This window comes from Streptomyces sp. NPDC002573, from assembly GCF_042889625.1.
Taxonomy (GTDB): domain Bacteria; phylum Actinomycetota; class Actinomycetes; order Streptomycetales; family Streptomycetaceae; genus Streptomyces; species Streptomyces gibsoniae.
On the sequence record NZ_JBIARC010000022.1, the window covers coordinates 16,028 to 28,514 of the forward strand.

Annotated in this window: 10 protein-coding genes; 8 read left to right on the forward strand and 2 right to left on the reverse strand. The window is 71.4% G+C overall.

The window, feature by feature from the left end; genetic code table 11:
- The first annotated feature begins 26 nt into the window (after nt 1-26).
- The 8 genes from ACFYX0_RS21400 to mug all read left to right on the forward strand — a co-directional run bounded on the left by ACFYX0_RS21400 (nt 27) and on the right by mug (nt 11,134).
- Entirely contained in the window at nt 27-1,352 is a 1,326-nt protein-coding gene (locus ACFYX0_RS21400) for a hemolysin family protein (RefSeq protein ID WP_388972233.1), read from the forward strand.
- Nucleotides 1,349-2,362 (forward strand): hemolysin family protein, encoded by a 1,014-nt coding sequence (locus ACFYX0_RS21405; RefSeq protein WP_388972235.1) that lies wholly within the window; start codon nt 1,349-1,351, stop codon nt 2,360-2,362. The genes ACFYX0_RS21400 and ACFYX0_RS21405 overlap by 4 nt, the downstream gene beginning before the upstream one ends.
- A 95-nt stretch (nt 2,363-2,457) precedes the next feature.
- Nucleotides 2,458-3,297: an SGNH/GDSL hydrolase family protein gene (locus ACFYX0_RS21410; RefSeq protein ID WP_388972237.1), complete on the forward strand. Its 840-nt coding sequence runs from the start codon at nt 2,458-2,460 to the stop codon at nt 3,295-3,297.
- A 412-nt stretch (nt 3,298-3,709) separates the two neighbouring features.
- Nucleotides 3,710-5,452: a DEAD/DEAH box helicase gene (locus ACFYX0_RS21415; RefSeq protein WP_388972239.1), complete on the forward strand. Its 1,743-nt coding sequence runs from the start codon at nt 3,710-3,712 to the stop codon at nt 5,450-5,452.
- On the forward strand, nt 5,449-7,563 hold the full coding sequence (locus ACFYX0_RS21420) for a hypothetical protein (RefSeq protein WP_388972241.1): 2,115 nt from the start codon (nt 5,449-5,451) through the stop codon (nt 7,561-7,563). Before ACFYX0_RS21415 ends, ACFYX0_RS21420 begins: the two co-directional genes overlap by 4 nt.
- 1,067 nt (nt 7,564-8,630) lie before the next feature.
- A complete protein-coding gene (locus ACFYX0_RS21425; RefSeq protein ID WP_388972243.1) occupies nt 8,631-8,969 on the forward strand; it encodes a DUF4326 domain-containing protein in 339 nt (112 codons plus the stop codon).
- Between the two features lie 144 nt (nt 8,970-9,113).
- Nucleotides 9,114-10,556, forward strand: a complete 1,443-nt coding sequence (gene purB, locus ACFYX0_RS21430) for an adenylosuccinate lyase (RefSeq protein ID WP_388972245.1) — start codon at nt 9,114-9,116, stop codon at nt 10,554-10,556.
- Nucleotides 10,553-11,134, forward strand: coding sequence for a G/U mismatch-specific DNA glycosylase (mug, locus tag ACFYX0_RS21435; protein WP_388972458.1), 582 nt, complete (start codon nt 10,553-10,555; stop codon nt 11,132-11,134). Before purB ends, mug begins: the two co-directional genes overlap by 4 nt.
- Here mug and ACFYX0_RS21440 read toward each other — a convergent pair.
- Nucleotides 11,112-11,555, reverse strand: coding sequence for a hypothetical protein (locus tag ACFYX0_RS21440; protein ID WP_388972247.1), 444 nt, complete (start codon nt 11,553-11,555; stop codon nt 11,112-11,114). The genes mug and ACFYX0_RS21440 overlap by 23 nt on opposite strands.
- 82 nt (nt 11,556-11,637) lie before the next feature.
- Nucleotides 11,638-12,372, reverse strand: a complete 735-nt coding sequence (locus ACFYX0_RS21445) for an SDR family oxidoreductase (protein WP_388972248.1) — start codon at nt 12,370-12,372, stop codon at nt 11,638-11,640.
- Nucleotides 12,373-12,487: the final 115 nt, after the last annotated feature.

A 12,487-nucleotide genomic window follows, 5' to 3' on the forward strand; every position in this document is an offset into this window, starting at 1 on the left:
GCCGATCCCCGGACGGAGGTGACCCGATGACCGAAGTGCTCCTTCTGGTGGTGGCGATCCTGCTCTCGCTCGCCTGCGGTGGATTCGTCGCGGCTGAGTTCTCTCTCACCACGGTCGAGCGCAGCGAGCTGGACCTCGCCGTACGACGAGGTGAGCGCGGCGCCGCGGGCGCGCTCAAGGCCGTACGGAATCTGACGTTCCAGCTCTCGGCCGCCCAGCTCGGCATCACGGTCACCAACCTGGTGGTCGGCATGCTCTCCGAACCGTCGATCGCCAAGCTGATCGCGGGCCCGCTCGGCGCGCTGGGCCTGTCGCGCGCCACGTCCACCTCCGTGGCCCTCGTCATCGGCACGGGCCTGTCGACCGTCTTCCTGATGGTGGTCGGCGAACTGGTGCCCAAGAACTGGGCGATCTCCTCGCCGCTCGCGGTGGCCAAACGGGTGGGCACGCCCCTGCGCTGGTTCAGCTCCGCGTTCCGCCCGTTCATCACGCATCTGAACAACACGGCCAACCACATGGTCCGCCGCTTCGGCCTCGAACCCGCCGAGGAGCTGGCCTCCGCGCGCAGCCCCCAGGAACTGGTGGCGCTCGCACGGCACTCCGCCAAGGAAGGCGCGCTGGAGGCGGACACGGCGGAACTGTTCGTACGCACCCTCAACCTCGCCGACCTGACCGCGGAGAACGTGATGACCCCGCGCGTCCAGGTGATCGCCCTCGACGCCCAGGCGACCTGCGAGGACGTGGCGAACGCGACGCGCGCGACGGGGCTGTCCCGCTTCCCCGTCTACCGCGGCGGCCTGGACTCGGTCGTCGGTATCGCGCACATCAAGGACGTCGTGGCCGTGCCCGCGGACGCGCGGCCCCACCGTTCGGTCGCGGTCATGATGCGCGAACCGCTCTTCGTCCCCGAGTCCCTCACCGTCGACCGGCTGCTGGACCGGCTCTCCGGCAAGAACACCATGGCCGTCGTCATCGACGAGTACGGCGGCACCGCCGGGGTCGCCACCCTGGAGGACATCGTCGAGGAGGTCGTCGGCGAGGTGCGCGACGAGCACGACCCGCACGAGACACCCGATCTGGCCCCGGCCGGCACGGACACCGCGGGCCGCGCGCTGTACTCGGCCGACGGCTCGGCCCGGATGGACCAGCTCGCGCGCGTCGGGCTGCGGGTGCCCGAGGGTCCCTACGAGACCCTCGCCGGGCTGATCGCCACGGAGCTCGGGCGGATACCGGCCAAGGGGGACAGCGTCGAGGTGGCCGGGTGGTGCGTCGAGGTCATGGACGCGACGGGGCGCCGGGCCGCCCGGATGCTTCTGCACGCGCCGGCCGCCGAGCAGGAGGAGGAGCGGTGACCCTCGTCCAACTGCTGATCGGTCTGCTGACGCTCGTCGCGAACGCCTTCTTCGTGGGCGCCGAGTTCGCGTTCATCTCCGTCCGCCGCAGCCAGATCGAGCCGCACGCCGAGGCGGGCGACCGACGGGCCCGCAGGGTGCTGTGGGGCCTGGAGCACGTGTCGGCGCTGCTCGCGGCCGCACAGCTCGGCATCACCCTGTGCACCCTGGTCCTCGGTGTCGTCGCCGAGCCCGCGATCGAGCATCTGCTGGAGCCGGTGTTCCACGCGGTCGGCGTCCCTCCGGGCGCGGGCCGGGTGGTGTCGTTCGTGATCGCGCTGGCCCTGGCGACCTATCTGCACATGCTGCTGGGCGAGATGGTGCCGAAGAACGTCGCGCTCGCGGAGCCGGTGCGGCTGGCGCTGCTGCTCGGCCCGCCGCTGGTCGCTCTGGCCCGGGCCCTGCGGCCGGTGATCTTCACCGTGAACGCGTTCGCGAACGGGCTGCTCACGCTGTTGCGGGTGGAGACGAAGAGCGAGGTCACGGCCACCTTCTCGGACGACGAACTGGCCCGGCTCGTCACGGACTCCACCGAGGCCGGGCTGATCGACGACCGCGCCCAGGAGCGGCTGCACGACGCCCTGGAACTGGGCCGGCGGCCCGTGCGTGACGTGGTGGTACCGCTGGAGCGCGTGGTGTACACACGCGTGGGCATCACTCCGGAGGAGCTGGAGCGGCTGTCCGCCGAGTCCGGGTTCTCGCGGTTCCCGGTGGTGGACGAGGGGCGGCGGATCAGCGGCTATCTGCACGTCAAGGACGCCTTGGACGCCTCCCCGCGGGACGAGCCGTTCAGGCTGCGCGACATGCGGTCCATCGCCCGGGTACGGGAGAGCACACCGCTGGACGACGTGCTGACGGCGATGCGCGGCAGCCGTACGCATCTGGCGGCGGTCCAGGGCGCGGACGGCCGTCTGGCGGGCCTGGTCACGATGGAGGACGTCCTGCGGGAGCTGTTCGGCCGGCGGTCCTGACCGCCGGTGCGGGAGCCGGCGGCCGGTGGCCCCGCACCGGACGGGACAGGCCGACCGACCGGCGGGTATGGACTCGGGATACGATCGTCGGCGCCATGCAGACGAACCCCACCCACACCAGCCTGGTCGCGGTCGGCGACTCCTTCACCGAGGGCATGTCGGACCTGCTTCCGGACGGCTCGTACCGCGGCTGGGCCGATGTCCTCGCGGGCCGGATGGCCGCCCGGACACCCGGATTCCGGTATGCCAAACTGGCCGTGCGCGGCAAGCTCATCAAGCAGATCGTCGACGAGCAGGTCGACCTCGCCGCCGCGATGCGGCCCGATGTGATCACCCTGGTCGGTGGTCTGAACGACACGCTGCGGCCGAAGTGCGACATGGACCGCGTACGGGGGCTGCTGACCGAGGCCGTGGAGCGGCTGGCCCCCTCGTGCAAGCAGCTCGTCCTGATGCGCAGCCCGGGCCGCCAGGGCCCGGTCCTCGAACGCTTCCGGCCTCGTATGGAAGAGCTGTTCGCCTGCGTCGACGAGCTCGCCGAGCGGCACGGCGCACTCGTGGTCGACCTCTACGGCGCGCCCTCGCTGTCCGATCCGCGCATGTGGGACGTGGACCGGCTGCATCTGACGACCGAGGGACATCGCCGGGTGGCGGAGGCCGTATGGCAGACCCTCGGGTACGAGGCGGAGGATGCGGAGTGGCGTACGCCGATGCCGCCGAGCGCTTCGCCCGGCTGGCTCGCACGCCGGACCGCGGACGTCCGCTTCACCCGGCAGCATCTGCTGCCGTGGATAGGGCGGCGGCTGACGGGCCGCTCGTCGGGCGACGGCCGGACAGGCGCCCACTTTAGCGCTGAGCTGGGCAAAGCCTTCTGGGTCACCCCAGCGGACCACACAAACCCCGGCCCCGTGACGGACTGGCGCCAGGTGGGGCCCTGACCCGGAGCCCCGCCCGGCTGCCATGCACCGATTAAACGCGGGACCTCACCCTCACCCGCACGACACCTGCAGCCGCCGGACCGACGTCACGCCGCGCGGCGGGGGCGGCGAAGGCCGCCTCTGATCTGACCACATGACCACGGTCGTCCCGATCCTCGTGACCGCCCTGAACTCGCTCCAGCGGCACATGCCTGTGGACTCGGAGTCCGTTCAGCGGGAGAACCGCCCTGCCGCCCCCTGTACCCGAGCTGGCAGCGCTACCCCGATCTCCGGCTTCAGCCGGGGGAGGAGTCACAAGGTCATGATGCCAAGATCATGCGGGCTCGCGTCCTATGTGTTCGGTAGGCTGGCCCGCGCGGGTGACAGAGAGTGCCCGCCAGCATTCGTTCTGCTGCTCCCTGAGTGAGGAAACTTGAGTACCGCCGACACGCTCACCATCGCTGACGGCTTGGCTCAGCGGCCCGAAGGACTTCCCGACGCGTTCACGGTGCTCTTGGGACGACTGGGCGCGTCTGCGGTGGATCCGGTCACCTCGGCGCTGGTCGACGCGGCGGTGGAGGTGTGGCGCAGGCCGGGTTTCGACTCCTTCCTGTCGCTGCCGCAGCTGTCCTTCACACCGTTCGGATACCAGGTGCAGACCGCTCAGACGGTGTTGCGGCGGATGCGCGGCCGGGCGATCCTCGCGGACGAGGTGGGACTGGGCAAGACGATCGAGGCGGGTCTGGTCCTGTCCGAGCTGCGGATGCGGGGGCTGGCGGATCGGACGCTCGTTGTCACCCCGGCCGGGTTGGTGGAGCAGTGGCGCGAGGAGCTGGAGCGCAAGTTCGGCCTGCCGACGGTGATCGCCCGGGGCCAGGGCTGGGAGGAGACGGACGCCGAGCGGCCGGTGGTGCTCGCCTCGATCGCCGCCGCGCGCCGGGAGCCGCTGAAGTCCCTGCTGACCGAGGGGCAGTGGGATGTGGTGGTGGCGGACGAGGCGCACCGGTTGCGTAATCCGCGCAGCGCCTCGGGGAAACTCGCCCGGGCCCTGCGTGCCCGCTATCTGCTGCTGCTCACCGCGACTCCGGTGGAGAACCGGTTGCAGGACCTGTACGAGCTGGTGAGCCTGGTCGCGCCCGGGTTGCTGGGCACCCCGGCGCAGTTCCGCCAGCGGCACGCCGGAGCCGGGACGGATCCTTCGGCGCCGCGCAACCTGGACGAGCTGCGGGCCCGTACCCGTGAGGTGATGGTTCGTCACCGGCGCAGCGAGGTCGAGGTGCTGCTGCCGCAGCGGCTGGCCGAGACGGTGCTGGTGGCGCCCTCCGAGGAGGAGGCGGAGCTGTATGCGGGGGTCGCCGCCCGGATCCGGGCGGAGGCCAAGGACGCGTCCTCGGCGCGGCTGCTGACCCTGCGCGGGCTGACCCGGCTGGCCGGGTCGAGCCCGCAGGCCGCCGCCCCGGCCCTGGCCAAGGCGGGCTGGCCGGACCTGGCGGCCCTGGCCAGGGGAATCGAGGGATCCACGAAGGCGGAGCTACTTCTGGAGCGGCTGCGCCAGCACCACGAACACGGAGAGAAGGTGCTGGTGTTCACCGCCTTCCGGCAGACGCTGGACACGCTCGCCGCCCGGTTGGAGCGCGAAGGCGTCCCGGCGGCCGTCTACCACGGCAGTCTCTCGCGCCGGGCCAAAGAAGCGGCGGTGGCGGCCTTCCGCGATCAGGCGCCGGTGCTGCTCTCCACCGAGTCCGCCGGGGAGGGCCGCAATCTGCAGTTCTGCCATGTGATGGCCAATGTGGACCTGCCGTGGAACCCTATGCAGATCGAGCAGCGCCTGGGCCGGTTGCACCGGGTGGGGCAGGAGCACGACGTGGTGCTGACCAATCTGGTCGCCCAGGGCACCATCGAGCAACGGATCCTGCACGCCCTCGAATCCAAAATCAATCTGTTCGAGCTGGTCGTCGGTGAGCTCGACATGATCCTGGGCCGGGTGGACGAGGACTTCGACTTCGAGGCCTGCGTCTTCGACGCCTTCGCCACCTCGGGGGACGACGCGGAGTTCGAAGAACGCATGGAGCGGCTGGGCGAGCGGCTGGTCAGCGCCCGCACGGACTACCTGGACAGTCGCGGCGCGGTCGACGCACTGGTCGGCGGCGATGACGAGCAGGAGGCGGGCCGGTGATCCGCAAGGAGCCGGGGCTGGCCTTCTGGCTGGACTGGGTCGCCCACCGCGGCGGGCTGTGGGAGGACGCCGGCGACACCGCCCTGGCACTCCTGCCCGCCGCTCTGGCGAGCGAGCTGGAACTGCCTGAGGAGACGGCGGTCACCGCCGACCCCGATGCCTCCCGCGAGGACGGCGCCCTGCTCCTGGTGACCGGACACCCGCTGGTCGTCAAGGCCGCCGAGAGCGTCCTGGCCGCGGGCGACACCGGTACCCTCACCCTGACCACTCCGCGCTCCGTGCCGCCCGACGCCGCCACGTTGCTGTCCAAGGCCCGCGATCACCTCCCCGTCGACCACGGCCGCCTGGATCCGCGTTCCGACGCCCCGCTCGAGCGGGCCCTGCGGCCGGTGCTGCGCGTGGGCGCCCTGGTGGGCTACGAGCTCTCCGCGGAGGACCACTTCCAGGAACAGGTCGAGGAATACGTCGACATACCCAGCCGCCTGCGGGTGCCGGCCCGGGTCAGCGAACGCCTTGCCCGCACCGACCGCGATCCCCGCGCCGAGACCGCACTGCCGGAGGGGCTCGGCGCTGCCGTGCACCACGCTTCCACCAGCCGGCCGGACCTGGCCGCCGCCCTCGTCGAGGCCCACCGGATGCTGGAGGCCGCTGCCGTGCTGCGCCGCGACCGGCTGGCAGCGCAAGTCGGCGATGCGTACGCCAAGGAGCGTGCCCGCGCCGAGGAGTACTACGCCGCCGCCGTGGACTCCCTCCAGCGCCGTGCCGCCGACGCGCCCGAGGACCGCGCGGCACTGCTGCGCGCCCGCGTCGAGAGCACCCGCGAGGAGCGCGCCCGCCGCCTGGCCGAGATCGCCGAGAAGTATCGCGCCCACCACAGCCTCACCCCCTACCGGCTGCACCTGCTGAGAGTCCCGGTGCTACGCCTGGCGCTGGACGTACGGCGCGGAGAGCGGCGCTACCCGCTGGACCTGGACTGGCTGCTGCCCGCCGGGGAGTTCGCCCCGTTGCGCTGCCCGGCCTGCGGCCAGGCCGGTGCCCCGCTGGTCGCAGCCAAGAGCCACCTGGGCTGCGCCCGATGCCTGGCCCCCAAGCGTCCGGCCACGCCTCCGGCCGCAGGGAGCGTGCCGCCGCCTCGCGGTGGCGCCGCCGAAGACACTGCCGCATCCACGGGAGGTACGGTGGCGGCGGTGCCTGCGGGCGCCACCGCTGACGAGGGGCCGCCGCCCGCACGGAACGCCGGCGCCGCAAGCGGCGCCACGGGGAAGCGGAGCACGGGCGGAGCGAAGGCCGGGCGAACCGCCGAGGCGCCCGCAGCGCGGGCCCCCTCTCCTCGCCCTGGCTCCCGGCCCGCCGCACCCGGTCGTGCCCCGTCCGCGCAGCAGCGCCGGTCTTCCGATCCCAAGACCCTGCACAAGCGCGCCTTCGCCTTCTGGGAGCACGCCGCAGGCGGCGACCGCCGAAAGCTGGAGCGGATGTGCGCGCCCGACTCACCCGCCGCCACCCTGCTGCGGCTGTACGGCGCGACCGGGCCGCTGTACGGGATCGGCGTCGGCCTCCGGGAGCGGGTGGAGTCCTGCAGCGCCACGGTCTTCCCCGCCGAGGGGCGACGTGCCTGGGACAGTGCCGGAGGCGAGGTCTGCACCGACCGGGGAAGTCATGACTACCTGCTGCGCTGGTCCCCCGGGCCCGACCGACTGATCGTCGAGGTCCTGCCGCACCGGACTCCGTACGCGATGAACGCCAGCACCATGATGGCCCGCTACCGCACAGGCGGTACCGAGCCGGTCACCCGCCTCCCGCGCACCGGTGCCACTCTGGACCCGGTCGCCCGCCTGCTGTGGCAGCACATCCCGGCCCGGCACGGGACACACCTGGCCGCCCGCACCCTGGCCTCCTGGTGGCGGGTGGCCGACCCTCAGTTGCTGCTGGAGCGCTACCCGGCTGCGGTCCTCGCTGCCGCCACCGAGCGATCCGCCTGCTACTGGAGCGGCACCGGCGGGGGCGGCTACAGCGACGCGGCACGGCTGTGGCAGGTCCCCGAGGCCGAGCTGCGCAAGGCCGGTGCGCTCCTGCAGCGCCTGCTGAAACTGACCGAAGACCAGCCCTGGTAGCTGCGCGCCGCACAGGCGGGCGAGTCGCTCCACCCTCCTCGACCACGGCAAGACCGGAACCGCTCTCGGCGGTGGTCGTCCTCCCGCAAGTTCTTGCTCTTGCGCAGGTAGAGGTCTATGAGAAGCTTGACGGCCATCGTGGGTGGTGCTCCTCGGTACTCGGCGCTGGGCAGAGCCTTCTGGGTCACCCCTGCGGACCACACGAATCCCGGCCCTGTGACGGACTGGCGACAGGTGGGGCCCTAGTGTCTTGTGATTCTGTTTGTGGAACCTGAGGCGTTCGTGATCGTTGAGTCGGGTATGGACTCACGTATGCCCCTCGCCGGTCCAGCGTGTTGTTCCCCATCGCCTGGCACTACCGTCCCGTCAGACGCCGATGCCACCAGCCGGCCCCGAGCTCCACCGGCGCGGTCGGATCGGGCAGGGTCCGCCGCTCGAATTCGTCATCCAACCGCGCGACGATCTCTCTCAGCTCACGCCGAGCACGCAAAGACAAAGCGCTCAGCATCGCCTCGACGGTGTCTCGACCATAAACCGGATCGTGGCACGGACAGTCCGCCAAAGGTACGTAGAGCAAACGCCCTGGGTTTCGAAGGAACTGCTCGAACTGGTCGAGGCCATCACGCAGGTATCCCGGATGGAACCTGTCGGCCTCCAGCCGCCGGACAGCACCCTGAGCACTACGCCCAAGCCCCGAAACCTGACTGAACCGTCGGGAACCACCCCGGCTCGACCGCTTCTGGGCGCGCACCGCGCCGGGCGGCCTACGCGGCATCGCCCTTTCGGATCAGAGTCACGTCGCCATCATGCCACGCGGGGAAGCCCTGCCCGCCCCATTACATGAGCAGGCCAGCCGTCCGTCCACGCACCCGATCAAGTGATGTGCAGAGAGGCACCACGACCCTAAAGCGCTCAAGCGCTACGACAGCGATGTGCGAGTGCACCTCAAGCGCCACTTATTAGACGCGCTGCGGTCCGGCGACGGCCGCCCGGCCAAGCGGCCGGACCTGCTGGCGTACCAGGACCCGGCCGTCCAGGAGTAGTGAACGCTCCGGAGGGAACCGCGCGTGACCACCAGGGTGATCAACCTCAAGGGCCGTGTCCAGGACTTCGGTCCCCGGCTGGAGTACGCCCCCAGCGACCTCGTCTACATCGGCCGCCGCCTGGTCAGGGGCGGCTGGAACCTGCCGCAGCACCCGCCGTTCAACCCGTTCCAGATCGACAACGGGAAGAAGAGGCGCGACGGGACCCGGGCCGAGGTGATGGCCAGGTACCGGGAGCATCTGATGGCACACCCCGATCTGCTGGCCCAGGTGCCCGAGCTGCGCGGCAAAACGCTCGCCTGCTGGTGCGCGCCCGAGCTGTGCCACGGGGACATCCTGGCGGAGGTCGCGGACCAGCCGTAGTACTCGGGGCACCGGCCCCAGCAGCGACGTTCGGTCGCGCACCGGATCGCGCGGGCCCCGGGACCGCGTGACGGCGGTCTCGTAGGTTCCGCCGAATCACCCGATGGCGCTGGCCTGCAGGAATCGCCAGTAGAATCCGTACACGTGACAGCTGCGCCCGCAAAGCCCCGAATCCCGAACGTCCTCGCCGGACGCTATGCCTCCGCCGAGCTTGCCACGCTCTGGTCCCCCGAGCAGAAGGTGAGGCTGGAGCGGCAGCTCTGGCTCGCCGTGCTGCGGGCCCAGAAGGACCTGGGGGTCGACGTCCCGGACGCCGCGATCACCGATTACGAGCGCGTGCTCGATCAGGTCGATCTCGCCTCGATCGCCGAGCGCGAGAAGGTCACCCGGCACGATGTGAAGGCCCGGATCGAGGAGTTCAACGCCCTCGCCGGACATGAGCACGTGCACAAGGGCATGACCTCCCGCGATCTGACGGAGAACGTCGAGCAGCTGCAGATCCGGCTCTCCCTGGAGCTGGTGCGCGGCCGCACGGTGGCCGTGCTGGCCCGCCTCGGCAAGCTCGCGGCCGAGTACGGCGAGCTGGTCATGGCCGGCCGCTCCCACAACGTGGCCGCGCAGGCCACCACCCTGGGCAAGCGCTTCGCGACCGCCGCCGACGAGCTGCTCGTCGCCTACGGCCGGGTCGAGGAGCTGCTCGGCCGCTACCCGCTGCGCGGCATCAAGGGCCCCGTCGGCACGGCGCAGGACATGCTCGACCTGCTCGGCGGGGACGCGGCGAAGCTCGCGGACCTGGAGCAGCGCATCGCCGGTCACCTGGGCTTCTCGCAGGCCTTCACCTCGGTCGGCCAGGTCTACCCGCGCTCACTCGACTACGAGGTGGTCACCGCCCTGGTGCAGCTGGCGGCGGCGCCGTCGTCGCTGGCCAAGACGATCCGGCTGATGGCCGGGCACGAGCTGGTGACCGAGGGCTTCAAGCCCGGCCAGGTCGGCTCGTCCGCGATGCCGCACAAGATGAACACCCGCTCCTGCGAGCGCGTCAACGGCCTGATGGTGATCCTGCGCGGCTACGCCTCGATGACCGGCGAGCTGGCGGGCGACCAGTGGAACGAGGGCGATGTGTCCTGCTCGGTGGTGCGCAGGGTCGCGCTGCCGGACGCGTTCTTCGCGCTGGACGGTCTGCTGGAGACGTTCCTGACGGTGCTCGACGAGTTCGGCGCCTTCCCCGCCGTCGTCGCGCGTGAGCTGGACCGCTATCTGCCGTTCCTCGCCACGACCAAGGTGCTGATGGCGTCGGTGCGCGCGGGCGTCGGCCGCGAGGTCGCCCACGAGGCCATCAAGGAGAACGCCGTGTCCTGCGCGCTCGCGATGCGCGAGCAGGGCGCCGAGCGCAACGAGCTGCTGGACCGGCTGGCCGCCGACGAGCGCATCCCGCTGGACCGCGCGCAGCTCGACGCGCTGATGGCGGACAAGCTGTCCTTCACGGGCGCCGCGGCCGACCAGGTCGCCGCGGTCGTGGGCCGCGTCGAGGAGATCGTGAAGCAGCACCCCGAGGCCGCCGGCTACACCCCGGGGGCGATCCTCTGACCCGGTTCACCCCGGCGGAGCTGGAGGCCGCCCGCGACCGTCTGGTGCCGGACGTGGTCGCGGACGGCCTCAAGGTGCTTTTCTGCGGCATCAATCCCGGTCTGATGACGGCGGCGACGGGCCATCACTTCGCCCGCCCCGGCAACCGCTTCTGGCCGGTGCTGCATCTGTCCGGCTTCACACCGAGGCTGATGAAGCCGTCGGAGCAGGGGCAGTTGCTCGCCCACGGGCTCGGCATCACCAATGTGGTGGCGCGGGCGACCGCGCGGGCCGACGAGCTGAGCGCCGAGGAGTACCGCGAGGGCGGGCGGGTTCTCGCCGCCAAGGTGGAGCGGCTGCGGCCTGCGTGGCTGGCGGTGGTCGGGGTGACCGCGTATCGCGCGGCCTTCGCGGACCGAGGGGCCGCGGTGGGCCCGCAGCAGCGGACGATCGGCTCGACCCGGGTGTGGGTGCTGCCCAACCCCAGTGGTCTGAACGCGCATTGGACGGCGGTCACCATGGCGGAGGAGTTCGCCCGGTTGCGGACGGCCGCGGAGGAGACGCCGGCCGACAGGGTCACGGGGGATCCGTCTCCGTGACGACCGCGAGGAGCTGGAACGGCAGCTCCTTGTCCCACTGGGAGACCCCGAGGGCGACCCACCGGCCCGTCTCGGCCGACTTCCACAGCTGGACGTCCGGTATGTGCCCGCTGAGGGCGGCCCAGGGCTGCTCTATGTTCTCGCCCTCCAGGGTCCGGTCGAGAACGCTGGAGAGGCTGAAGATCTGGGGCGGCCCCCAGCGCTCGGTCAGCCGCTCGCCGAGGCCGTCCCGGTCGGCCTCGTACTGCTCCTCTGTCTCCTCCCGCTCACAGCCGCCGTCGTCCCAGAACTCGCCGCTCGTCTGTAAGGCGGCCGTGTGATATCCGGGCCCGCTCTCACCGTGCTCCGTCCTGCCGCGCGACGCGGGGAACTCCCGGGCGCACAGCAGGTCTATGACGGACAGGTACCTCGCGATGTCCATGCGGTCCAGTAAAGCGGCCGCCACTGACAATTGGCACGGCGTCAGGCACCGGGCGGGAGACGTTCGGTCTCCGTGCCGTCCGTCAGGCGATGCCGCCGTTGGCGAAGACGACCTGGCCGTTGACCCACCGTCCCGGTCCGGCGAGGAACGCGACGGCCTCGGCGATGTCGTCCGGCGTGCCCAGACGCTCCAGCGGGGACTGCGCGGCGAGCCGGTCCACGGCCTCCTGGTCCTTGCCCTCGAGGAAGAGCGGGGTGGCCGTGGGACCGGGCGCGACGGCGTTCACGGTGATGTCGCGACCGCGCAGCTCGCGGGCCAGCACCAGCGTCATGGCCTCGACGGCACCCTTGCCGGCGGCGTAGGCGGCATAGCCGGGGAACGCGAGCCGCGTCACCGAGGTGGAGAAGGTGACGACGGCGCCGCCGCCGCGGACGCGGCGGGCTGCCTGCTGGGCCACCACGAACGTGCCGCGGATGTTGGTGCGGTGCATCCGGTCCAGCGCGTCCAGGTCGAACTCGACGACCGGACCGAGGAGCATCACGCCCGCGGTGTGGACCACGACGTCGATCCCGCCGAAGGCCCGCTCGACCACGTCGAACGCCTCGGCCATGGCGGCTTCGTCGGCGACGTCGCCGGTCACCGCGATCGCCCGGCCGTGCGCCTCCTCGATGGCGGCGACGGTCTCGTCGGCGGCGGCCTTGTTGCCCGCGTAGTGGACGGCGACCGCCATGCCGTCGGCGGCGAGCCGCTGGGCGACCGCGCGGCCGATGTCCCCGGAGGCCCCGGTGACGAGTGCGACCCGTGTGGTGTCGGACATGGTGCTGCCCCTCTCTCTTGGTCGACGCCCCGTTTATGGACGCCACGTTCATAAAAGCATGTTGTGAACGTGCCGTCCATATGTGAGGGTAGGAATCCGGTCACACACACGGGAG

Bases quoted from the DNA above. Each gene is read 5' to 3' on its own strand.
- ACFYX0_RS21400 (WP_388972233.1), top strand. From the start codon at position 27: ATGACCGAAGTGCTCCTTCTGGTGGTGGCGATCCTGCTCTCGCTCGCC.
- ACFYX0_RS21410 (WP_388972237.1), top strand. From the start codon at position 2,458: ATGCAGACGAACCCCACCCACACCAGCCTGGTCGCGGTCGGCGACTCC.
- ACFYX0_RS21440 (WP_388972247.1), bottom strand. From the start codon at position 11,555: ATGGACATCGCGAGGTACCTGTCCGTCATAGACCTGCTGTGCGCCCGG.
- ACFYX0_RS21445 (WP_388972248.1), bottom strand. From the start codon at position 12,372: ATGTCCGACACCACACGGGTCGCACTCGTCACCGGGGCCTCCGGGGAC.